We start from the raw sequence: 24,849 nt of genomic DNA on the forward strand, positions 1-24,849 counted from the left end.
GTTTTATTCTACATACAAAACCAACCCTTTCAGATATTCGCCTTCCGGGTGATATATATTAACCGGATGGTCGGCGGGTTGGGTAAGCTGATGTAAAATGCGTACGCTTCGTCCTGATTGAGCAGCAGCACTGAATACTGCTAGCCGGAAGTTCTCTTTGCTTACTACCTGTGAGCATGAGAAGGTAAACAGGATACCTCCGGGCTTGATCTTCTCGAATGCGATGGCATTTAGCTTGCGATAGCCTTGTAAAGCGTTTCGTAATACATTTTTGTGTTTGGCAAAGGCGGGAGGGTCAAGGATAATCAAGTCATAGTTGCTTCCCATCTTTTCAAGGTATTTGAAAGCATCTTCCGCATATGCATCATGTCTTGTGTCTCCGGGAAAATTCAGCTCTACATTTTTCTTTGTCAGACTAATGGCTTTAGCCGAACTATCTACCGAGTGAACTACTTTAGCTCCTCCGCGCATGGCATAGAAAGAAAAGCCTCCTGTATAGCAGAACATATTTAATACGGAACGGTCTTTGGAATAATGTTCCAGCAAAGAACGGTTTTCGCGCTGGTCTACAAAAAATCCTGTTTTCTGTCCTTTTTGCCAGTCAACACAGAACTTTAATCCGTTCTCCAGTGCAATATCTTCTACTTCTCCACCATATAAATACCCGTCTTCGCTATCCAGGTTCGCTTTAAATGGCAGGGTGGCTTCCGATTTATAATAGATATTTTGTAGAGTGTCTCCAAGCACAGTTTTTAATGCTTCTGCAATTTGATGGCGTGCATAGTGCATACCAACCGAATGGGCTTGCATAACAGCCGTATGTGCATACATGTCTATTACCAATCCAGGCAGATTATCTCCTTCGCCATGAATCAAACGGTATGTGTTGTTGTTTTCCGTACCGGCTAATCTTAACGACTTACGGAGAGTATATGCAATGCGGATGCGTTCTGTCCAGAAATCTGTATTGACTGTAGCAGGCTTAAATGATAAAATACGCACGGCTATACTTCCTATCTGGTAATGACCGACTGCCAAAAAGCGCTGGTTTTGTCCGTAAACTTCTACCAGATCACCTTCTTCGGGCTTTCCTTCTATAGACTGGATTGCACCTGAAAATACCCACGGGTGGAAGCGCAACAGCGATTCTTCTTTCTTTGGCTTCAGAAAAACTTTACAATAATTCATCTATGCTTGATTCAATAAGTTATATATTTGGAGACATGCCCATGCATCTAATGATGCATATTTTTTTTGCGATTCAGTAAGAACATCTGCTTCCCAATTAGTCAGCCGTTGCCCTTTAGATATCTTTTTCTTGAATAAAATGGCATATATTTTTTGCAGGCTGGCATCTTCTATGCCGAATTTTACTACGTATTTCTGCAAATCCAGAAAGTTTACCGGCTCTGCATTTGTACGTTTATGCAGGGCGGCAAAATCATCCCTGAGGGAAAGGCCTATTTTCATCACATTGTTGTTCTGTATAAAATCGACCAGCGATTTAGGTATATCAATCCGGTTTAGCCGGAATAGAAAACATGTGTCTTCGGTTGATATCTGCATCAGTGATATTTTATAATGTTGCCCTTTCTTAAAGCTGGGACGTGTCTCGGTATCGAATCCGACTTTCGGGCATTTTGACAAATATTCAACGGCTTTATCGGCGTCCTTTTCCGTATCTATTATAAAAATCCTGCCTTTAAATTCTTCTATAGGAAGGGTGGCTATATCTTCTTTTTTTATTGTATGTGTGTATTGTTGTATCATTCGTTGTTGTTCTTTTCCAGATTTTCTTCGTCATCATAGCGTACAGCATGGAGTGCTTTCAAGGCATTCAATAGCTGTTGCCCCCAATATTCACGAAAATTTGTACGGCATAAGGCAATTGCGTTTTGCATGACTTCTTCGTTCCCCTGGCGGAAAAGCGAGATGAAATTTCCGGTGTCCTGGTATACATCGGCTAGATTTTCGGAAATGAAAGCTGCTATCGGAGCATCGCTATATTGCATATCCGGATGGAAAGTTTCCAGATAAGTATCTTTGTCTCCAAGCAAGTTGGCTATTTGGTTGCGTACGGATTCGTACATATCTTCGGTAACAGAAAATTCCAGTTCTGCCTCGTCGTCTGCTTCGACATCCGGTAAAAGGGATGCTTTCAGGTATAATAAGGGCAACATCTTTACCGATTTGTCTACAAATTCATACAAATCACGTTGTCCGGCGGTTTCAACGAAGGAACAAAATTCTAGTGCTACAGTGACAAATTCCAGCGTATTCCGTTCGTATATAGGATTATTTTCTTTCTCTTTTTCCATTTTTGTTTCTATAGTTTCCTACGATAACAGTTTGCAAAAATAGCAAATATTGTGATACTTTTAGGCAAACCGTTCGTATATTTGTACTTGAATGAAAGTATGGTTGACAATTATCAACTTATATTTTCATTACTGCCGTCAGGGCAAACGCATTAGGATTTTTGATATAGTACCATTGCCTTTTTCATTATCTCTTTCTTTATATTGGGCTTTAATGCTGCTGCTAACATTTTCTTTTTCAAGGATGCTCCTTTTTTGTATGTAAAGGCTTTCAGTACCGGCATTGCCATTTTTCTTAATATAGCCAGGTTTAACACTTGGTTCTTTTTCATTTTGGTCTCATCTTCATTAAAAGATACATCTAGTTGCCAATGCAAATTGTTCTCTATTTTCCAGTGATTTCGTATGATATTCAATTGCATGGGTGCATCTTTCTCCAAGGAAGATATGAAACATCTTGTTTCTGTGGTCGTTTCTCCTGTAGACAGTATCGTTCTTTGGGAAGTAATTGTACCAAAGCTTTTGATTCCTTCCCATTCTTTTCCACACTCAGGTATCCATCCCTAATGAGAACAGGAATGACAAATACGGACTTCTTCTCTCCCATGTCCTCGGGTTATTTCTTCGGCATGATCTATCCATTTAGCTTTATCACGGTTGTTTTCTACTCGAATCCCTTCTAATATACCTTCATATAATTTCTCTTGATTGGCTTTCACAATAATCAGATAATCAGCTTTAGCTGCTGTAATAGCTTTGATAGACTCTTTTTGACAATGTAGAGCGTCCGCAGTAATAATAGTACTTGCCAAATAAAGGTCTGTAACTAATTTGCGAAGTTGCTCGGGCTCGTTTATCTTTTTATCTGCCACCTCCTGTCCTAAACACAATCCGGTTCCGGTAGCATAAGCAGTAACTACATTCAAACCAGAAACATCGGTTACAGAGGCAGCATATTTGCCATCAAAGGCTACTATTTCTTTATCTTTACTAGCCTGAGAATGATCCAAATCGCCGCGTAATTGAGATTGAAGGGCTGACATAGTCTTGCGAAAAGACTGTTCCAAACTCGAGGGATTAACCAAAGAGAAAAAGCGACTAAAAGTATCATGGGAAGGCACACCAACAAAACAAGAACCTAAGTACTCAGAGAGCAAATCTTCACTAGATTCAGCGATTTCAACGATATCATCCCAGTCTTTACCTCCACAAAGGATACCAACAAAAGCCATGAAAATAATGCTACAGGAAGGGTAGTATAGACGATTACCTGTACGGAAGTCTTCAACATCACGAGCAAAAGATAATAATAAAGAGTAATCAGAAGAAGGAGTCATAAAGAATATAAGTTAGAGATACAAAGCAAAGGTAGAAAAAAGTACAAAAAACACAGGAAAGAAAGAAAAAATCCTAATGCGTTTGCCCTGTTACTGCCGTTCATGGGGCAGAACAGCATTATAAATAACAAAAAGTAAACGTATAAATATAAAAAATAATGGCAATAAAATTTACCGCCCATCGTACTCCGAAACCAAATGGTCGTAAAGGAGAAACATTAACGCATGCACGTGCCTTGTGTCATGGCACCTATAAACTGGATGAAATCTGCCGGTTGATATCGGAACGTTCGTCGGTAACGTCGGCCGATGTAAAGGCTGTTCTCGATTCTCTTTCCTGGGTATTGGATTATGCTTTGAGCGGAGGCTATCATGTGGAGCTTGAAGAACTGGGATATTTTTCGCCTTCTCTCCGGAGTAAGCAGAAAGAGAACGGAAAGGTCAGCGTATGTGTAGACGGTATAAACTTCCGTTGTTCTACAAAGTTGAAAGAGAAAATGAAAGATATAAAACTGGAACATATCAAACCCCAGGTAAAAGATGACGTTTCTGTCGATGCAAAAAGCAAATTGCAGGATTATCTGGAACGAAATAAATGTGTTACACCCCGTATATATGCCGGCTTGATGAACTGTTCGCGTTATCGGGCACAAGCGGATCTGACATCTTTTGTAGAAGAAGGGCTCCTGCAAAAAGTAGGACATCATAATAAGGTTCTGTACCTGCTTGCGTGAGTTTTTCGGAGTGATAAGTGAAAAAATACTCGATAATTCTATGTACATTTGCAAATTGTTAAAACGGGAAAGGGCATATCGCTATTGTCCGTATTTATAAAAGGGAAGCAATATATATGGCAAAAAAAACGACTTCGGCGAAACAAAGTAGTAACGAAGAGAGCAAACTCGGTTCTGTAAGGTCCTTTTTTAAGAATGAACGTACGCGTTTTATATCCGGGTTGATTATTTCTATAGTTACTATATATATAGGACTGGCTCTTATTTCTTTTTTCTTTACGGGAGGGGCAGATCAAAGCAAAATAGAAAATATACCTTTATCCGACCTGGTAACCAATCATGGTTCGGTAGAGAACTGGACAGGAGCCAGAGGTGCTTATCTTTCCGATTTGCTGATGAACCGCTGGTTCGGCATATCATCTTTTATGATATTATTCTTTTTGGGTTCTGTGGGTGCGAAGCTGATGAATCTGAACCGTATCTCTCTTTTGAAACGGTTTCTGTTCTGTTCGGCCTGGTTGCTTTGGGGATCGCTGTTTTTTGCCTTTATCTTTATAAAAGGATACGAAGATACCTTCATCTATTTGGGAGGGCAACATGGGTATTATCTTTCCGAAATGATGATTAATAATATCGGTATTCCGGGAACTATCCTGTTTCTGGTCGGTTTTTTTCTGATAATCGCCATTTTTACCAGCAAACGTACGATACCTCTTTTACAGAGGTTCTTGTCATTCCATTGGCTGAAGAAGCGTTTTGATAAAGAGGAACAGGCAGAAAGCGATGAAGAAGATGAAGGAAAGGATATCCTTTCTTTTTCCGAACAACCCGATGAAAAGCCGGAAATGGATGATGAGGTATTTGATACCGCGAAAGAATTGGCAGAAGCCGATGCAGCCCGTATGTCTGTAAAAAGTACGTATGCTCCGACTACTACGACGACTGTGAATGATGCCTTCGAAGTGACTGTCCCGCGTGATGAAGAAGAATATATTCCTGTTTCAAAAAATAATAACACAGAAATAGACGATACGGATTCGGATGATAGCGGAGATGGGGCATTTACCGTAGAAGTACCTTCGGGAGATGATGAGGTATACGATGGCTCTGCTTTAGGTGAATATGATCCGAAACTGGATTTATCCCATTACCGCTATCCTACGATCGATCTGCTGAAAAAATACGATCAGGGAGACCAGCAGGTGGATATGGAAGAGCAAACGGCTAATCAAAAGCGCATCAAGCAAACACTGGAAAGTTTTGGTATCAGCATTGCCTCTATTAAAGCAACGGTTGGACCGACAATTACATTGTATGAAGTAATACCCGATACAGGTGTACGTATATCCAAAATCCGTAATCTGGAAGATGATATCGCACTTAGCCTTTCTGCTTTAGGTATTCGTATTATTGCTCCGATGCCGGGTAAAGGCACGATTGGTATTGAAGTGCCAAATAAAGATCCCCAGATGGTTGCCATGCAATCGGTTATTGCTTCCCGTAAGTTTCAGGAATCAAGGTACGACCTGCCGGTTGCATTAGGTAAGACTATTACGAATGAGATATTCATGTTCGACCTATGTAAAATGCCTCATTTACTTGTTGCCGGTGCGACAGGACAAGGTAAGTCTGTCGGATTGAATGCTATCATTACCTCATTGTTGTATAAGAAACACCCGTCGGAATTAAAGTTCGTACTGGTAGACCCGAAGATGGTAGAGTTTAGTATCTATTCGGAGATAGAACGTCATTATCTGGCCAAGTTGCCGGATGCCGATAAGGCTATTATTACGGATTTTACGAAGGTGATCCAGACGTTGAACTCGCTTTGTAAGGAAATGGATGACCGCTACGATCTGTTGATGAAGGCGCATACACGTAATATCAAGGAGTACAACGCTAAGTTTATAAGCCGTCATTTGAATCCGGAAAAAGGCCATAAATTCATGCCTTATATCGTGGTTATTATAGACGAGTTCGGCGATTTGATTATGACGGCCGGAAAAGAAATAGAATTGCCTATCGCCCGTATTGCCCAGAAGGCGCGTGCGGTTGGTATTCACATGATTATTGCAACGCAGCGTCCGTCAACCAATATTATTACGGGTACGATCAAAGCAAACTTCCCGGCTCGTGTGGCTTTCCGTGTTTCGTCGATGATCGATTCGCGCACCATACTTGATTCTCCGGGTGCAAATCAGTTGATTGGCCGGGGCGACTTGTTATTCTCGCAAGGTAATGATATGACACGTGTGCAATGTGCCTTTGTTGATACACCTGAGGTAGAACAAATAGCCTCTTTTATCGGAGGACAGCCGGGCTACCCTACAGCCTTCCAGCTGCCTGAATATGTGGGCGAAAATGATGGTGAGAAGGTCCCGGGAGCAGTCGATTTGTCGGATCGTGATCCGCTTTTTGATGAAGCTGCCCGTTTGATTGTTATTCAGCAACAAGGTTCTACATCACTTATCCAGCGTAAGTTTGCCATTGGTTATAACCGTGCCGGACGTTTGATGGACCAGCTTGAAGCAGCCGGTATAGTAGGGCCTTTTGAAGGTAGCAAGGCGCGTCAGGTGTTGATTCAGGATGAATATAACCTGGAACAATTGTTGAATTCGTTAAAGTAACAGGATGGAAATAGAAAAGAAACAAAGAATGGTGCGTATATTTATCCGCGCTTATCTGATATTACAGCTATTGTTGCTGGCCGCATTAATAGGGTTTACTTGTAATGCCCAGAATGCAGACGATATTTTGGGTAAGGCGGCTATGGCTTATGATAAATCGAATGGGATAGAGGCTGCTTTTACAACTCATACCCGTTCTGACCAGCAGAATGTACCGGAAAGTTTTTCCGGTGTTATTAATATGAAAGGAGAGAAATTTATGTTGAAAACCCCGGATATGAGAATATGGTTTGACGGTAAAACACAATGGGCATATATGGAGCGGAATGATGAAGTGAATGTAACAACACCTTCGGGGGAAGAACTTCAAATGACGAATCCGGTATTACTGTTGGGTTCTTATAAAAAAGGTTTTACTCCCTTGTATAAAGGTGAGAGCACGGCAGCTAATGGAAAATCGGCTTATGATATAGAATTGACTCCCCGAAAAAAGGGGGATATACAGCGCGTATCTCTTCAGATAGAAAAGAATACGTATCTGCCTGTGGGCATTAGTGTGGATTCTAAAAATGGCGTTACCATGACAATCCGGATCAGTAAATTGAGGACGGAAGTAAACCAACCGGATTCTTACTTTGTTTTTAAAGATGCAGATTTTCCTGACGCAGAAGTGATAGATCTCCGCTGATGTAGATTATAAAAGTAAATTATCAAAATAAGAAAGACTATGGACAACTCAACAAATGAAAAAGTTCGCTGCCTGATTATCGGTTCGGGCCCTGCCGGATATACGGCCGCAATCTATGCCTCTCGTGCAAACCTGAATCCTGTGCTTTATGAGGGTATTCAACCGGGTGGACAGCTTACAACAACAACCGAAGTTGAAAATTTCCCGGGTTATCCTAATGGTATAACAGGGCCGGAATTGATGGAAGACCTGAAAAAACAGGCTGTTCGTTTCGGTGCGGATATTCGTATGGGCATTGCAACTGCATCAGATTTATCATCTGCTCCATATAAGATCACAATTGATGGAGAGAAAGTGATTGAATCCGAAGCGGTTATTATATCGACAGGTGCGACGGCCAAATATCTGGGTATTCCCGATGAACAGAAATATGCAGGTATGGGAGTATCGGCTTGTGCTACTTGCGACGGCTTTTTCTATCGTAAAAAGATTGTTGCTGTTGTAGGGGGGGGAGATACGGCATGCGAAGAAGCTATCTACCTGTCGGGTTTGGCAAAACAAGTTTATCTGATAGTGCGTAAACCTTATCTGCGTGCATCAAAAGTAATGCAGGAACGTGTGTTTAACACTCCCAATATTATCGTATTGTTTGAGCATAATACAATTGGACTGTTTGGCGAAAGTGGTGTGGAGGGAGCTCATCTGATAAAGAAAATGGGACAACCCGACGAAGAAAAGGTTGATATTGCTATTGATGGTTTCTTTTTGGCTATCGGCCATAAACCAAACTCTGATATTTTTAAAGAATGGTTGGAAACAGACGAAATTGGTTATATAAAGACAATACCGGGAACACCCCGTACTACTGTGCCGGGCGTTTTTGCCGCAGGAGATGTGGCAGACCCGATTTATCGCCAGGCTATTACAGCTGCAGGAAGCGGATGCAAAGCTGCTATAGAAGCCGAACGGTATCTGTCTGAAATAGGAAAATAGTTATCAGGGCAGGCTTTAGTGCCTGCCTTTTTGTTTAATCTTATATATTATATTTTACCATGAAATTAAAAACTACTATTGTTGTCCTTCTCTGTGCTTTGATGGCACTGCCTGCTGTTGCGAAGGATAAGACGAAAGTGATTGCACATCGGGGGTATTGGAAAACAGAAGGTTCTGCTCAGAATTCTATCCGTTCTTTAGAATTGGCAGACCAGATTAAAGCGTATGGTTCCGAGTTTGATGTTCATTTGACTTCTGATAATGTCCCCGTTGTTCACCATGATATGGATATTCAGGGTTTGAACATTCAAAAGACTCCTTATGCTCAACTGAAAGATTTGAAGTTGGGTAATGGTGAAACTTTACCTACATTGGAACAGTACCTGGACAAAGCTAAGGCATTGAAAAATACAAAGTTGATTTTTGAATTGAAAGTACATGACACACCGGAACGTAATCGTGAAGCTGCACGTATTGTTGTTGACATGATTAATAAAAAAGGACTGGCCAAGAAGACCGAATATATTACTTTTAGCCTGGATGCCGGTAAAGAACTGATCCGTTTGGCACCGAAGGCAAAAGTTGCCTATTTGAACGGAGAATTATCTCCCCGTGAATTGAAAGATTTGGGTTTTGCGGGATTGGACTATCAGTTTAATGTATTAAGACAACATCCTGATTGGATTCCTGAAGCAAAGAAGCTTGGTTTGACAATTAACGTATGGACTGTGGATGAAGAAGCTGTAATGAAAGAGATGATTGCAAATGGAGTTGATTTTATTACAACAGATGAGCCGGTTGTTTTGCAGAAATTATTAAATTCGCGCGCTAAATAGAACGTGTGTAAATGAAAAGATATTGTTGGTTATTGCTGTGGGCTTTGTGGATACAAAGTGCATTTGCGATGAATTTACCTAAGCATGAAGTACGTGCGGTGTGGCTTACAACTGTTTATGGCTTGGACTGGCCGCATCGACCGGCTACAACGCAGGCAGGCATAAAAGCCCAGCAACAAGAACTTTGCAATATCCTGGATCGTTTGCAAAATGCTAATTTCAATACTGTTTTTTTGCAGGTTCGTTTACGTGGTAACGTTATTTACCGCTCTGCCATAGAACCGGCAAGTAAAGTCTTTTCCGGAAAAGAAGGAGTAATGCCCGGATATGATCCGTTGGCATTTGCAATAAAAGAATGTCACAAACGGGGGATGGAATGCCATGCCTGGTTTGTGACATTTCCTTTGGGCACGGCCAAGAATGTGAAAGAGCAAGGACGTTTGTCGGTGGTTAAACGCCAGCCTAAATTATGTAAATTGCATAATGGTGAATGGTATCTTGATCCGGGTGTTCCGGGTACGACCAATTATATCTTGTCGTTGGTAAAAGAAATTGTGAATAATTATGATGTTGACGGCATTCATTTCGATTACATCCGTTATCCGGAGCAGGCGAATCGTTTCCCGGATAAAAACGTATATAAGATGTATGGGAAAAAGGAGCCATTAGATAGTTGGCGACGTAATAATATCAACCGGATGGTGGTTGAGATTTATGATTGGGTGAAACAAGCAAAGCCTTGGGTACAGGTAAGCAGTTCCCCTTTAGGTAAATATAACCGTATCCCCCGTGTCCCTGATGCGGGATGGACAGCTTATGAAAGTGTGTTTCAAGACCCTAAAATGTGGATGTTGCGGGGTAAACAGGATATGATTGTTCCTATGATGTATTATTTGCATGATAATTTTTTCCCTTTTGTGGATAATTGGGTAGAGAATTGTAATGGACGTCTGGTGGTGCCGGGACTTGGTGCTTATCGCATGGATAAGAAAGAAGCGGATTGGACGGTGAACGATATTACCGACCAGATTGATTATAGCCGATATTATGGCGGGGCCGGTTGTGCTTTCTTCCGCTGTGAAAATGTACTGGATAACAGTAAGGGACTATATGATGAATTAGTCAATGTATATTATAAATACCCGGCACAATTACCTCCGCTTACCTGGTTGAATAATACTGTTCCGTCTTCTCCCGAAGAAGTTTACGTGCAACGGGCTGGTAATGAGCTTAAACTTTCATGGCAAAAGCCTGCTTCCGAAAAGCAAGACCTGACTTATACGGTATATTATTCTTTGTCGGATTCTATTGATTCCGATGCTTCTAAATGTATATTAATGACGAATGTGCATGCGAATGAAATTTATATGCCTGTGGATTCTTCAGTAGAAAGAGGTTATACATTTAGTGTTTCAGCTTCTACCCGTTATCACATAGAAGGAGCTCCTTCTAAAGAGACTTATTACTATCTTTCAGATTTTCCTAAATAATATTAAGTGTTAGTGCTTGTTAAGAGATTCTTGTATATTTGTACGATATGAAACAAAAGGTTGCAATTTTATTGATACTTATGCTTGCCGGACTTGTGTTCTATGGTGGAGCCGGCGTGAATATTATATCGTATTGTTGTAACCATTGCCGTGTTGCTGGCATAGAGGCCATAATAGAGAACCAATGCTGTGAATTTCATGATCATGATCACTCTGTGCAAAAAGCGAATCAAATGCTTTATGTTGATAGGTGCACAACTGAATGCGGAGTGGAAAGATTGCATTTTGACTGGACTTCCGTACAATCTTTATTCCCTAATTTGCAACCGGCTGTTTTTGATTTGTGGTTTGCTAAGGCACTGAATATTTCTTTACTTCCCGAACCTCAAATAAAAGATTTATTATCTGTTACTTCTATTGGACCTCCTGTTAATTGCCCACGGTTGTATTTGTCTATCCTCACAATTCTTTTGATTTAATTTCTGTAAGTTCAACTTTATTTGGATGAATAATCATATTACGATCGTTTGACGATTGTAGTAATTGTACTTATATGAATTAAATTGAAAGAATTTTATGTTGAAACATATCTATTTTATAATATTGTTTTTCCTGGTTTCTTTTTGCGCCATTGCCGCGGAAAATGATGTGAAAGGACGTGTGTTGGACGAAAATAACCAACCCATTATAGGGGCTAATGTGTATTGGGAAGGTACGCAGCAAGGTACCACCTCTGACATGGACGGCCGTTTTGTATTACCGAAAGCAGGAAAAGTGGAAAATCTGGTGGTAAGTTATATAGGATATACTACTGCTGTTGTTCCGGTGAAAGGTTCGAAAGATGAGCTTCATGTTGTACTGAAAGGAGAGGTTGCCTTGGATGAGGTGGTTGTAAGTGAACGTAAAATGGGAACTATTGCTTCCCGGGTGAGTGTTTTACAGACTCAGAAAATTACTTATGATGAACTTTGCCGTGCAGCTTGCTGTAATTTGGCGGAAAGTTTTGAAACAAACCCTTCTGTAGATGTTTCTTATGCTGATGCTGCAACCGGTGCGCGACAGATTAAATTGTTGGGACTGTCCGGTACGTATGTGCAGATGCTGACAGAAAATTATCCGAATTTTCGTGGAGCTGCGTCTCTCTATGGTTTGGATTATGTTCCGGGCCCCTGGATGGAGAGTATTCAGGTATCGAAAGGTACTTCGTCTGTAAAGAATGGCTATGAAGCATTGGCCGGGCAGATCAATGTGGAATTTAAAAAGCCTCCTACAGCAGATATTTTCTCCGGAAACCTTTTTGTCAGTGATGCCGGACGCTATGAAGGAAATGCAGATGCTTCCTGGCATGTTAATGATAAGTTGTCTACCGGATTATTCGTACATTATTCAAATGATAAAATGCAGCATGACGGCAACGACGACGGATTTTTAGATACGCCGTTAAAGGAACAAGTTAATGTGATGAACCGGTGGTTTCATAAATTGGATAACTATGTTGCTCAGTATGGTGTTCGTTACCTGCATGAAGACCGGACAGGCGGACAGGCTACCAAACACCATGATTTCGTTGATCCATATCAGGTTAAACTGAATACGAACCGTGCGGAATTGTTTACTAAACAGGCCTATATTATTGATAAAGAAAAGGTGGAAAGCGTTGCTCTGATACTTTCCGGTTCGTATCATGAGCAAAAATCCAGATATGACTGTACGCCTTACAATGTATATCAGAAAAATGTGTATGCTTCCTTATTGTATGAAAAGGAATTTACACCTAAGCATAGTTTAAGTGCAGGGTTGAGCCTTAATTATGACGGATTTGATGAAAATCTTGGACAGCCAGTCAATAATGTAATGGAGCATTCTTTTTATGATCGTTCGGAAACGGTGACCGGGGCATACGCTCAATACACATACAATCTAAATGATAAACTGATTCTTTTAGCCGGGCTGCGGGCTGATTATAGTACATTGTATGATTTTTTTGTTACTCCCCGAATACATATTAAATATAATCCTTTTGTCTGGTTCCATATTCGTGCTTCTGCAGGGAAAGGCTTTCGTACGGCAAATGTGTTGGCCGAAAATAATTTCCTGCTTGCTAGTAGTCGTAAAATAGATATTGCAGATCATTTGGATCAGGAAGAAGCTTGGAATACGGGTTTAAATCTTTCTTTTTATATACCTTTGTTTGGCAAGGAACTGATATTGAACGGAGAATGGTATTATACCGATTTTCTGAAACAGGTTGTTGTTGATATGGATAGTGATCCGCATGCTGTGAGTTTCTATAATCTGGACGGCCGGTCATATTCCAATAGTTTTCAGGTTGAGGCGACTTATCCTTTTTTCAGGGGATTTACTTTAACTGCCGCATATCGCTATACGGATGCTAAAACCGATTATAAAGATGTTGAAGGTAAAATAACTCGTCTAAAGAAGCCTTTGGTAAGTGATTTTAAAGGACTACTTACAGCTTCATACCAGACTCCTTTGAAAAAGTGGCAGTTTGACGTAACCGGACAGTTTAATGGGGGCGGGCGTATGCCAATGCCAGATAAAGTAAATCCATTATGGAAACCTGATTTTAATGCATATACAGTTGTGAATGCACAGGTTACGAAGTATTTTCGTCGGTGGTCAATTTATATAGGTGCCGAAAATTTGTTTAATTACAAACAAAAGAATCCTATTATAGATGCAGAAAATCCCCGGGGAGAAAACTTTGACGGTTCTATGGTCTGGGGGCCTGTACATGGAAGGAAGCTATATGCTGGTGTCCGTTTTAATATTAGTCGTGATTAATGATAAATTATTTACTTTAAATTATAGTGATATGAAACAATTACTTTTGACACTGTTGTGTGTGTTATTTGCTTTTTCTCCGGCGTTTTCTCAAGATTCAAAAAACAAAAAAGAAACATCTACTTTTTATATAGCAGCGATGGATTGTGATCATTGCATTAAAAAAATAGAGAAGAATATCGCTTTCGAAAAGGGCGTAACTGATTTAAAATGTGATCTTGCCACCCGTACGGCCATTATTACGTACAAAGCCGGTAAAACGTCGGAAGTGAAATTAATTTCAGCTTTTAAGAAGATTGGTATGGAGGCTGTCGCTGTGGATAAAGGAGCGGGTTGTCCGGTTCCTCCTTCAAAAAAAAGTAATTAAGAAGATGCTCATTAACAAAGATTTTCATCGGAACATTGTATATTTGCATGGCATTCCGTAGTAATATAAAAGGCGGGCTATTTTGTCCGCCTTTTTTTGAATTTTTTTTCTATGCAATGCAGCGTTTATTAAATTAATAACATCATTATATTGTATCACCGCCGTAAACGGAAGGTATCCAAGCACTGCTGAATGAAGGAACAACAACTGATAGAAAGTTGTCGGAAGGGAAATAGATTGGCTCAAAAGGAGCTGTATGATATTTATTCCCGTAAAATGATGGGAGTTTGTCTGCGTTATGTGAGCGACAGGGAGACTGCTCGTGATTTGTTGCAAGATGGTTTCGTGAAAGTATTTACCAGTGTGGATTCATATACGGGAATAGGTTCCTTTGAAGGGTGGATGCGGAAGATCTTTGTCAATTGTGCGTTGGAATATTTGCGTAAATCGGATGTACTGCGTGAGGCTACGGATTTGGATAATACGGCAGAGTTGATTAATCCGGACAGCTCTGTTGTTTCAGATTTGTCTGCAGCAGAGTTGATGGCATTAGTGCAGGAATTACCTGCCGGTTTTCGTGCTGTGTTTAACATGTTTGCAATAGAAGGCTATTCGCATAAAGAAATTAGTGAAATGTTGAATATCACAGAAAGTACATCGCGATCGCAGTTTACACGGGCTAAGCAGTTGTTGCAACGTAAGATTAATGAGTTGTATTGAAATGAAAGGTAAGGAAAGAGATAAATTTGATGATTTGTTCCGTTCGAAATTGGAGGATTTCGAAATGGATACAATGCCAGGCGATTGGGAGGCTATAGCCGATCGTTTGCCAAAGGAAGTATCTGTTCCTTTTCGTAAAACTTTATATTATTGGGCTGCTGCTGCAGTTGTTTCTTTGTTGATGATTACGGGTAGTGTTTATTTATTTAACCACGAACAGTCCGATCTTCCGATAGCAAAGGAAATAATAGAACATACAAAGGAGGTAGAGAACCATATAATTGAAGATAAAAAGGTGATTGCCGAAGTGTCGGAAACTTCTGTAAAACAGGATGAAAATAAGACAAAGAAGATGAATGTGTCAGTTGTACGGCCTCCTGCAAAAAGCCAAGGTAAAAGGACTATGATTAGTTCTCACGCAAATGTTGTTCCGGAAGTAAATATGTTATCTGCTAAAAAAATGCAGACCGATAGTATAGTTACTGCAGATTTTGCACAACAGCTGTTGACTGAAGATGCAAAAACAGAAGATATTCAGGTTTTAGCAGAGAAAGAATCGCAGAATAAAGTATTGATTGCAGATGCAACACCTGTGATAAAAAAGAAAAAATCAACGGCTTCCCGTAAATGGGGATTCGGTATGGGGGGAGGAGGCCTTTCGATTGGAGCAGATAATACTGTCCCCCAGTATATGATGAAAAGTGCATTGTTGACAAGTGATCAATTGCTTTCGATGAATGCTCCTTTTTTTAATGAAGAATTGCCGAAAACAGATGTACACCATAAAACACCGGTCTCTTTCGGGTTATCGGTGAGTCGTTATTTGAATAACCGTTTTTCGTTGCAGACAGGGCTTAATTATTCTTTTTTATCTTCTGAATGGACAACGAATGGTTCTTATCATGGTGAGGTAAAACAGAAATTGCATTTTATCGGAATACCTCTTTCGGTTGCTTATAAAATAGCAGAATGGAATCGTTTTCAGGTTTATGCAGCAGCCGGAGCTATGGCAGAGGTTAATGTTGCAGGAAAGCAACGGTCAAAATTCTTTTTTGATGATAAAGAAATATCCGTTGTATCGGAACGCGTGCGGATGAAAGAATGGCTTTGGTCTGTTAATGCCCGTGCTGGTGTAAGTTATCCGTTGATTCGTTTTGTAAGTGCATTTGCCGAAGTTGGTGCCGGATATTATTTCGATAATGGAAGTAGCATTGAAACGATTCATTCAGAAAAGCCGTTTAATGTGAATTTTCAGTTAGGTTTCCGGTTAGGTTTCTAAAATGGAATAGAATAATAATTCATAAATATACAAATACTTAAAAACAGAAATTAAAATGAAGAAACGTGGATTTTTAGGAATGGTAGTGGCGTCTGCCTTACTTTTGTTGACCTCTTGTCTTGGTGATTCAAATAACCAACAGACATTGTCGTCTATACCTGGTGTTATCTCTACTTCAAAGGATTATAAGACTATAATCAAAACAGCAGCAGGTGCTGCTATTTATTCTCCTAGTTTGGAAACTGCCGGTTATTTGCCAGGTCAGTGTGTATTGGCTTCTTTCACGATTGATTTTGATGCTGCAGAAAATGCAAATGCTGCTTCCAACGGGTATTATTATGCAACAATGAATGCTGTACCGGATAATGTTGACAGATGGTATGCTAACCCTATTATGGGAGATACAACTAAACTTCTGGATAAGGAACAAGCTGTTACGAGTCCTATTGATACTCGTTATGGTGCTGCATATTTAGAAGGAATGCTATTTTTGTTCTCTGATTTTACACATTTAACAAAGCAAGAATCAAACTGGTACTTATCGTATGATGGAAATCAGACAGCTGTTGAAGAAAACGGAAAGAGAATCTATTCTGTTTTCTTGAGAGCTACAATTAAGACAGAAGGTCAGACTCCGTCTTTGAACTCAGTTGTGGTTAACGCATTTGATGCTAAAACAATGATAGATGGTTTCAACACAAAGGAAAAGGATTTGGGTAATAAAGAGTATTATATTAAAATCAATTATATCAAAGAAATTGATGCAAAAGATCCTACTAAGTTTACCTGGACATCGACAGATCCTACATGGATGAAACTCTCTGTTCCTGCAGATAATACGACTGGAAAATAATTCGTATAAAAGATAAAGTAAGTCCTGACCCGGTAAAATAAATTCCGGGTCAGGACTTTTTTGTTTTAAGTGGTTTGTATATACCTGATTATAGGGAATACTATCTATTTCTCCTTATTATTTACTACCTTTGCAGAGAAAATAGTAGTGTAAGATGAAGATGTGTAAGTGGTATAGTGTGATTACGTTGCTGGTTTTACTGGTTTCATGCATGGGCCAGGATGAAGATAAACAGACGTTTGGAGGCCAATTAGGTGTTATTCAGGAAGAGCCGGAATTAGGCGTTTGTTTATGGGAAGGTGATGTTATTTATTCGCCGGCTCTGGATACAATGGCTTTGAAAGCCGGAGATTGCTGTTTGTTGAATTATACAATAGATCATGCTTCAAAAGAATCTTTGCCAGGGTATTCAAAATACAGGGCAGAAATATTAAAGTATGAACCGGTTTCGGTATTTGGTTTATCTCCGAACCTGACAGATACAACCCGTATATTGGATAATGAATGTTTTATAAGTTTTTCATTGCAGAGAAGTATGTATTTGAAAAATCGTTTTTTTCTTTTTACGGAACATGGTAATTATGTGGATGGACAAACTACTCTTTTTGAATTGACCTATAATCCGAAACAGGAAGCGACTGTTGACCGTAATAATAATCGTGTCTATAACTTGTATCTTCGTACGGCAACGGCTGAAGATATGACAGGTATGACAGGTTCCCGCTATACATTGCCAATTGCTTTAGATTTAGAGAAATTTGTGAAGGAATCGGGTGAAATAGAAAAGAATGCGGGGTTGGATAGTTTAAAATTCAAGTTTAATTATCCACGTAGTTTTAATTCCGATACGACGGCTTGTATATGGACTTCGTCGGATATGGTTGTCTTGCCAATCAATGAATAAAAAGGCAATAGTGAAGACGAATCCTTTATATTTTTTATATTTTTGCTTTTTAAAATAGAAAAGAAGATGTACAAAGAGATATTTCAGTGGGTAATAGTTATTATAACACAACCGGCAAAGGCCTGGGATTTATTGGCAAAGAAAGATGAAAAAGATGATGAGTTTTTATCCCGTTTTGTTTATCCTTTGATCGGGCTTGTTACAGTTGCCGCTTTTTTAGGAGTGTTGTTTACAAGAAAAGAATTTGATATTGAATTAGCTCTAAAATCTTCAATAAAGACATTAGTTTCATCTTTTGGTGGTTTTTATTTGGCATCTTATTTTTTGAATGAGCTTTGGCAGGGTCTATTTAAACGTGAAAAGGATATGAAATTGTGCCAGCGTTTTGTAGGATATTCTTCATCTCTGATGTTCGCATTGAATATTATATTGATGCTTTTGCCGGAATTCTTTTTTCTTCGTATATTTATTCTTTATACCCTATATATTGTATGGGAAGGTGCTGGTCCATATATGCAGATAGAAGAGAATATCCGTTTGAAATTTGTTTCAATAACAACAGCTATCATATTAATTACGCCACTTCTTATAGAGTTTATCCTGGTACTTTTGATGCCAGGATTGAGTTATTGATAAAAGAATACAGGAATGAAAGAAAAGATTAGTAACAACATACAGATAAAGAATAAACGGGCAACATTCGATTATGAGTTGCTTGATACGTTTACGGCCGGTATTGTGCTGACTGGTACAGAAATAAAATCGATCCGGTTAGGTAAAGCAAGTTTGGTTGATACATTCTGTATTGTTGATAAAGGAGAGTTGTGGGTAAAGAATATGTATATTGCCGAATACTTTTATGGTACATATAATAACCACGTCTCACGCCGGGATCGTAAGCTTTTGCTTACCAAAAAAGAATTGCGTAAAGTTGATAACGCCGTACGTACCAGTGGATTTACTATTGTGCCTACCAAACTGTTTATAAATGAAAAAGGATTGGCAAAGATTATTATAGCTATTGCTAAAGGTAAGAAAGAATATGATAAGCGTGATTCGATAAAGGAGCGTGATGACCGACGCGAAATGGATCGTGCTTTTAAGAGATAATATCTGAAGAATGCGAAATAACACAATGAACCGCATTTGGCAATGTGTTAAGAAGGCGTTGCCTAAAGCAGCCAAAACTTGTATATGGCTACTTAAAATAATATTGCCTATTTCTTTGTTGGTTCGTTTGTTACAATATTCCGGGCTGTTAGCCAAAATATCTGCTTTATTGGCTCCTGCATTCTCCTTTGTTGGATTACCGGGTGAAACAGCAATTGTATTTATTACCAGTATTTTTAGTCCTTTATATGCTCCGATTGCATTAATCAGTTCAATGTCTTTAGGTGTAAGAGAAGCAACAATTCTGGCTTTGATGTGCCTTACATCACATAATTTAATGGTAGAATCATCGGTACAGGCCAAAACAGGTTCTTCTTTTTGGGGAATGACAGGTTTACGGCTCGTTATGAGTTTTATCATCGCTTTTTTTCTCAATCAAGTAATGCCGCACGATGGTTGGGGACATGTTGGAACAACAGAGAGCGCGGCTGTGTGTGACAGTTTATTGGAAGTACTTGTCCTTTGGTTTACTAGCTCGATGAAGGTGGTTGTTTCTATTTTGTTTATTGTAACGGTTTTGATGATTCTGCACTATGTTTTAGATGAATTTAGATTGATGAAAGGACTTTCAACGGCTTTATCTCCAATGATGAAAGTTTTTGGGTTGTCGGAAAATTCGGCTTTCCTTTGGCTGGTTGGTAACGTTGTCGGGCTTGCGTATGGTGGTGCTATTATGGTTGAACAAATGGATAATAAACAGTTAACTTATAGTGAGGGAAATTTGTTAAATTATCATCTGGCAGTTTGTCACTCTTTATTGGAAGACACAATTATATTTGCTGCAATAGGCATACCGGCTTTGTGGATTTTGGGAACGCGTTTGTTTTTTGCAATTACGGTTGTTTGGGTTCGCAAAGGATATAGTTATATTTATACAAGAAGAATAGAGCGTATATGAATAAAGAAACATTTTTAAAGCTTCTTAGAGAGCGTATATTGATATTGGACGGTGGTATGGGTACTATGGTTCAAGGTTTTAAATTGAAGGAGGAAGATTACAGAGGCGAGCGTTTTGCTGATTTTCCCAAACAGCTGAAGGGCAATAATGATTTACTTTGTATTACCCGCCCGGATGTGATACAATCGATTCATCGCCAGTATCTGGATGCAGGTGCGGATATTTTTGCAACTAATACATTTAATGCCAATGCCATTTCTATGGAAGATTATGGCATGCAGGAGTATGTACGTGATATTAATCTTGCTGCCGGAATACTGGCCAGAGAAGTGGCTGATACTTTTATGGCGGAAAATACGGATCGTAAAGTTTTTGTAGCAGGCTCTGTTGGTCCTACAAATAAAACGGCATCAATGAGTCCCGATGTAAGCGATCCTGCCTATCGTGCTGTTACTTATATGGACTTATATACAGCATATAAAGAACAGGTAGAGGCTCTGGTTGATGGAGGTGTGGATATAATTCTTTTTGAAACCACATTCGATACGTTGAATGTAAAAGCTGGTTTAGAGGCAGCTGGGACCGTATTAAAAGAAAAGGGTAAAGATTTGCCGATCATGCTATCTCTTACCTTGTCGGCGCAGGGAGGACGTACATTCTCCGGTCAGACATTAATGGCGTTTCTTGCATCAGTACAACATACAAATATTGTAAGCGTAGGGTTGAACTGTTCGTTTGGTGCGGCTGATATGAAACCTTATCTGGCAGAGTTGGCAAAAAATGCTCCCTATTATATCAGTGCATATCCAAATGCCGGATTACCGAACAGCTTTGGTTTGTATGATGAGACTCCTGAAAAAATGGCTATGCATGTTAAGCCTTTTATAGAAGATGGTTTAGTGAATATACTGGGTGGATGTTGCGGAACAACGCCAGCCCATATTGCGAAATATCCAGATTTGATTAAAGGTGCCAAACCTCATATTCCGGTAGCAAAACCGGATTGTTTGTGGTTGTCTGGACTGGAGTTGCTTGAAGTGAAGCCGGAAAACAACTTTGTGAATGTTGGTGAACGTTGTAATGTTGCAGGATCGCGTAAGTTTCTTCGCCTGATTAAGGAAAGTAACTACGAGGAAGCCCTGACGATTGCTCGTAAACAGGTGGAGGACGGTGCGCAAGTGATAGACATCAATATGGATGATGGAATGTTGGATACTGTTAAAGAGATGGTTACATTTCTGAATCTGATAGCCTCCGAACCGGATATTGCCCGTGTACCTGTCATGATAGACTCTTCTAAATGGGAGGTCATAGAAAAAGGTTTGATGTGTGTACAAGGTAAAAGTATTGTAAATTCTATTTCATTGAAAGAAGGTGAGGACGTTTTTCTTAAACATGCTGCCCGTATTAAGCAGTTAGGAGCAGCTGTTGTTGTGATGGCTTTTGATGAAAAAGGACAGGCCGATACGTTTGAACGTAAAATAGAAGTATGCGGACGTGCCTACCATTTGTTGCGGGAGAAAATTGATTTTGATCCGAATGGAATTATTTTTGATCCGAACGTATTGGCTATTGCTACCGGAATGGAAGAACATAACGGATATGGTCTTGATTTTATCCGCGCCGTTGAATGGATAAAGACAAACCTGCCGGGAGCAAAAGTCAGCGGAGGGGTTAGTAATTTATCTTTTTCTTTCCGCGGAAATAATTATGTGCGCGAAGCAATGCATGCGGTTTTCTTATATCATGCTATCCGTAAGGGAATGGATATGGGTATTGTTAATCCTTCTTCAAGCGTCTTGTATGAAGATATTGAACCTGCTTTTCGTGATTTATTGGAAGATGTGATTTTGGCTCGCCGTCCGGAGGCTGCTGAAGAACTGATTACTTTTGCTCAAAATTTGCATGAGGAAAAAGATAGCGTGGAAGTTGAAAAATATGAAGCTTGGCGTGATAAACCATTACATGAGCGTTTGGAATATGCTTTGATAAAAGGTATTGGCGACCATTTGGAAGAAGATTTGCAAGAGGCTTTAAAACAATATCCCCGTGCTGTAGATATAATCGACGGTCCGTTAATGGGAGGGATGAATAAAGTCGGAGATTTGTTTGGTGCCGGTAAAATGTTTTTGCCACAGGTGGTTAAAACAGCTCGTACGATGAAAAAAGCGGTTGCTATTTTGCAGCCTTCTATTGAAGCGGAAAAAACGGCTGCCGGTTCGGCTAAAGCAGGCAAAGTCGTATTTGCTACAGTAAAAGGGGATGTGCATGATATAGGCAAGAATATTGTTTCTATAGTTCTGGCTTGTAACAATTATGAGGTTATTGATTTAGGAGTTATGGTACCGGCAGAAGTGATTGTGAAAAAAGCCATAGAAGAACAACCGGACTTGGTGTGTTTGTCCGGACTTATAACTCCTTCTTTGGAGGAAATGGTGCATGTGACTGATGAAATGCAAAAAGCCGGATTAAGAATTCCTATTATGGTTGGTGGTGCAACTACATCCAAATTGCATACAGCAGTTAAAATTGCCCCACATTATGATTATCCGGTTATTCATGTGCTGGATGCTTCTCAAAATCCTCTGATTGCTGCCAAATTATTAAATCCGAATACACACGATGCCTATATTGCAGAGTTGAATGAAGAATATGAGCGTCTGCGAGCATCGATGGGAAATAAAAAAGAGACGTTAGTGTCTTTAACAGAGGCACGTGCAAATGGCCAGAAGATTAATTGGAAAGATTATTCTCCGGTCGTTCCTGAAAATCCGGGAGTTCACGTAATCCCCTATATCCCGGTTGAAGAGATTATACCGTATATTCATTGGACTTTTTTCTTTAGCGCCTGGAAATTAAACGGACGCTTTGCCGAAATTACGCAAATTCACGGTTGTGATGCTTGCCGTGCTTCTTGGTTGGCTTCCTTTACGGAAGAAGATAGGGAAAAGGCTGCCGAAGCGATGCAACTGTATCAAGATGCAGTTCGTTTGCTAGACCGTTTGGTTGAAATGAAAGCAGAATATTGTAAAGCTATATATGGATTTTTCCCGGCTAATAGCGATGGCGATAATTTAGTTATGGGCGATACAGTCATTCCTGTATTGCGCCAGCAAGCGAAAAAAGGGGATGATGTATATAAGTCTTTGGCCGATTATATACTTCCGAAGTCGGAGGGACGTACAGATTACCTGGGTGCATTTGTGGTGACGGCAGGCGCAGGGGCTGACTATCTGAAGGATAAGTTTGAAGATGAAGGAGATATGTATAGTGCTATGCTTCTGCAGATATTAACAGACCGTTTGGCTGAAGCTACAGCCGAGTATCTGCACGAGAAAGTACGTAAGGAATACTGGGGATATGCTCCAGATGAATCACTTTCAATACCGGATTTGTTTAGAGTGAAATACCAGGGTATTCGTCCGGCAATAGGCTATCCTTCTTTACCTGATCAGTTGCTTAATTATACATTGGATGGAATGTTGGACATGTCTCGTATTTGTGTACATCTGACAGAAAATGGGGCTATGTATCCGACAGCCTCGGTAAGCGGATTGTATTTTGCACATCCCGATTCTCAATATTTTATGATCGGTTCTATTGGTGAAGAACAAATGAAAGATTACGCAAGGCGTCGTAACCTTTCTGAAAAAGAAGTAAGGAAGTTATTAAATAAAAATATCTCGTAAGAATTAATTTAGTTGCCTATCTTGTTTGATTTGGATAGGCAACTAAACAGATTCAGATAGGCAGCTAAATTGAACAAAGTAAACATTCGGTGATTATACAAAACGTTAGGAAATACATTCGTTGCTCTTTGCTGGCAACAGGATTGATTGGTGTGTGGTGTGCAATGATTTTTCCAGGAGTGGCTGAAGTATACGCACGACAGGTTTATCCTGTGATAGCATGGGGCTTATCTCACTTTTCTTCTTTGTTTCCTTTCTCTGTAGGAGATTGTTTTATCTATGGAAGTATAGTTGGGCTTCTCTTGTTTCCTGTTTACGCATATAAGAAGAAATATTCGTGGAAGTCTACTATCGGCCGAATGATAGAGTATTTGTTATGGGTGTACGTTTGGTTCTATCTGGCTTGGGGATTGAATTATTTTCGTGTGGATTTTTATACGCGTGCACAAGTTCAGTATGTACCTTATGTTGCCGAAGATTTTAAATCGTTTCTTTCTGATTATACGGATTCTTTAAATACATCTTTTCTTTTTTACGATAAGATTGATACGGCGCTTGTATCTGCCGAAGTGAAAAAAGGATACGACACTTTGTCTGACAGATTTGGTATGATAAAACCATCAGGCTGCCTTCGTCCGAAACCTATGTTAATTCCCCCATTGATGAGCGGTGTCGGTGTATTAGGATATATGGGCCCGTTTTTCAATGAGTATAATTTGAATCCCGATTTATTGCCTGTACAATATCCTTTTACGTATGCACATGAGATGGCTCACGTATTGGGAATAGCCAATGAAGCAGAAGCAAATTTGTACGGATTTATGGTTTGCTCTCGCTCTTTGGTGCCGGAAATCCGTTTTTCCGCTTATTTTGCCTTGCTTACGTATGTCTTGAATAATGCATATCTTTTACTTAACGAAGAGGAATTTAATCAATGGAAAGATACAATTTCTCCTGAAGTCCGGAATCTGTATAATCAAAAACTTGATTATTGGCGGTCCCGTTATAATCCTTTGATTGGCGATGCACAGGATGTTCTTTACGACTGGTTTCTGAAGGGTAATAATATACCTTCCGGTTATCAGAATTATTCGGAAGTTATAGCTTTGCTTATGGCCGTAGAAAGATAAATGACCGTCTG

At 39.7% G+C, this 24,849-nt stretch carries 22 protein-coding genes and 1 pseudogene; 18 read left to right on the forward strand and 5 right to left on the reverse strand.

The features are described from left to right. Positions 1-3: 3 nt before the first annotated feature. The 5 genes and pseudogenes from CTY47_RS16135 to CTY47_RS16155 all read right to left on the reverse strand — a co-directional run. Positions 4-1,188 carry a class I SAM-dependent rRNA methyltransferase gene (locus CTY47_RS16135; RefSeq protein ID WP_099465817.1) on the reverse strand — a complete coding sequence of 395 codons (1,185 nt, stop codon included), beginning with the start codon at positions 1,186-1,188 and terminating at the stop codon, positions 4-6. After that, positions 1,189-1,770 (reverse strand): 3'-5' exonuclease, encoded by a 582-nt coding sequence (locus CTY47_RS16140; protein WP_099465818.1) that lies wholly within the window; start codon positions 1,768-1,770, stop codon positions 1,189-1,191. After that, positions 1,767-2,318: a DUF5063 domain-containing protein gene (locus CTY47_RS16145; RefSeq protein WP_099465819.1), complete on the reverse strand. Its 552-nt coding sequence runs from the start codon at positions 2,316-2,318 to the stop codon at positions 1,767-1,769. Before CTY47_RS16145 ends, CTY47_RS16140 begins: the two co-directional genes overlap by 4 nt. 152 nt (positions 2,319-2,470) lie before the next feature. Continuing rightward, on the reverse strand, positions 2,471-2,650 hold the full coding sequence (locus CTY47_RS17495) for a hypothetical protein (protein WP_233202118.1): 180 nt from the start codon (positions 2,648-2,650) through the stop codon (positions 2,471-2,473). Next, a pseudogene (locus CTY47_RS16155) lies at positions 2,651-3,655 on the reverse strand (ISAs1 family transposase); the annotation flags it as partial. 158 nt (positions 3,656-3,813) lie between these two features. Between CTY47_RS16155 and CTY47_RS16160 the strand changes: the two are divergent. The 18 genes from CTY47_RS16160 to CTY47_RS16245 all read left to right on the forward strand — a co-directional run bounded on the left by CTY47_RS16160 (position 3,814) and on the right by CTY47_RS16245 (position 24,838). After that, a complete protein-coding gene (locus CTY47_RS16160; protein ID WP_099465820.1) occupies positions 3,814-4,389 on the forward strand; it encodes an HU family DNA-binding protein in 576 nt (191 codons plus the stop codon). Between the two features lie 116 nt (positions 4,390-4,505). After that, positions 4,506-7,016 (forward strand): FtsK/SpoIIIE family DNA translocase, encoded by a 2,511-nt coding sequence (locus CTY47_RS16165; protein WP_099465821.1) that lies wholly within the window; start codon positions 4,506-4,508, stop codon positions 7,014-7,016. A 28-nt stretch (positions 7,017-7,044) separates the two neighbouring features. After that, the gene (locus tag CTY47_RS16170) at positions 7,045-7,704 is read left to right on the forward strand and encodes a LolA family protein (protein WP_233202220.1); all 660 of its coding nucleotides are present in this window, start codon (positions 7,045-7,047) and stop codon (positions 7,702-7,704) included. Positions 7,705-7,743: 39 nt separating this feature from the next. Next, the gene (trxB, locus tag CTY47_RS16175; protein WP_099465823.1) at positions 7,744-8,697 is read left to right on the forward strand and encodes a thioredoxin-disulfide reductase; all 954 of its coding nucleotides are present in this window, start codon (positions 7,744-7,746) and stop codon (positions 8,695-8,697) included. Positions 8,698-8,756: 59 nt separating this feature from the next. Then, on the forward strand, positions 8,757-9,533 hold the full coding sequence (locus tag CTY47_RS16180; RefSeq protein WP_099465824.1) for a glycerophosphodiester phosphodiesterase family protein: 777 nt from the start codon (positions 8,757-8,759) through the stop codon (positions 9,531-9,533). A gap of 11 nt (positions 9,534-9,544) precedes the next feature. Beyond that, entirely contained in the window at positions 9,545-11,023 is a 1,479-nt protein-coding gene (locus CTY47_RS16185) for a glycoside hydrolase family 10 protein (RefSeq protein ID WP_099465825.1), read from the forward strand. A gap of 47 nt (positions 11,024-11,070) precedes the next feature. Then, the gene (locus tag CTY47_RS16190; protein WP_099465826.1) at positions 11,071-11,502 is read left to right on the forward strand and encodes a hypothetical protein; all 432 of its coding nucleotides are present in this window, start codon (positions 11,071-11,073) and stop codon (positions 11,500-11,502) included. 97 nt (positions 11,503-11,599) lie between these two features. Further along, positions 11,600-13,828: a TonB-dependent receptor gene (locus tag CTY47_RS16195; protein WP_099465827.1), complete on the forward strand. Its 2,229-nt coding sequence runs from the start codon at positions 11,600-11,602 to the stop codon at positions 13,826-13,828. A gap of 31 nt (positions 13,829-13,859) precedes the next feature. Beyond that, positions 13,860-14,195 (forward strand): cation transporter, encoded by a 336-nt coding sequence (locus CTY47_RS16200; RefSeq protein WP_099465842.1) that lies wholly within the window; start codon positions 13,860-13,862, stop codon positions 14,193-14,195. A gap of 192 nt (positions 14,196-14,387) precedes the next feature. Further along, a complete protein-coding gene (locus CTY47_RS16205; RefSeq protein ID WP_099465828.1) occupies positions 14,388-14,915 on the forward strand; it encodes an RNA polymerase sigma factor in 528 nt (175 codons plus the stop codon). 1 nt (position 14,916) lies between these two features. Continuing rightward, a complete protein-coding gene (locus tag CTY47_RS16210; RefSeq protein WP_099465843.1) occupies positions 14,917-16,194 on the forward strand; it encodes a porin family protein in 1,278 nt (425 codons plus the stop codon). 55 nt (positions 16,195-16,249) lie between these two features. Next, the gene (locus CTY47_RS16215) at positions 16,250-17,047 is read left to right on the forward strand and encodes a BFO_2992 family lipoprotein (RefSeq protein WP_099465829.1); all 798 of its coding nucleotides are present in this window, start codon (positions 16,250-16,252) and stop codon (positions 17,045-17,047) included. Between the two features lie 154 nt (positions 17,048-17,201). Further along, complete coding sequence (locus CTY47_RS16220; RefSeq protein WP_099465830.1) at positions 17,202-17,951, forward strand: BFO_2992 family lipoprotein; 750 nt, start codon at positions 17,202-17,204, stop codon at positions 17,949-17,951. Between the two features lie 66 nt (positions 17,952-18,017). Further along, positions 18,018-18,584 (forward strand): YIP1 family protein, encoded by a 567-nt coding sequence (locus tag CTY47_RS16225; protein ID WP_099465831.1) that lies wholly within the window; start codon positions 18,018-18,020, stop codon positions 18,582-18,584. Between the two features lie 15 nt (positions 18,585-18,599). After that, positions 18,600-19,061 carry an SsrA-binding protein SmpB gene (gene smpB / locus CTY47_RS16230; protein ID WP_099465832.1) on the forward strand — a complete coding sequence of 154 codons (462 nt, stop codon included), beginning with the start codon at positions 18,600-18,602 and terminating at the stop codon, positions 19,059-19,061. A 25-nt stretch (positions 19,062-19,086) separates the two neighbouring features. Beyond that, complete coding sequence (locus CTY47_RS16235) at positions 19,087-20,019, forward strand: nucleoside recognition domain-containing protein (protein WP_233202221.1); 933 nt, start codon at positions 19,087-19,089, stop codon at positions 20,017-20,019. After that, positions 20,016-23,708, forward strand: a complete 3,693-nt coding sequence (gene metH / locus CTY47_RS16240; RefSeq protein ID WP_099465834.1) for a methionine synthase — start codon at positions 20,016-20,018, stop codon at positions 23,706-23,708. Before CTY47_RS16235 ends, metH begins: the two co-directional genes overlap by 4 nt. A 164-nt stretch (positions 23,709-23,872) precedes the next feature. Further along, on the forward strand, positions 23,873-24,838 hold the full coding sequence (locus CTY47_RS16245; protein WP_099465835.1) for a DUF3810 domain-containing protein: 966 nt from the start codon (positions 23,873-23,875) through the stop codon (positions 24,836-24,838). The last annotated feature ends 11 nt before the right edge of the window (positions 24,839-24,849 follow it).

This window comes from Parabacteroides provencensis (assembly GCF_900232875.1).
GTDB lineage: Bacteria > Bacteroidota > Bacteroidia > Bacteroidales > Tannerellaceae > Parabacteroides > Parabacteroides chinchillae.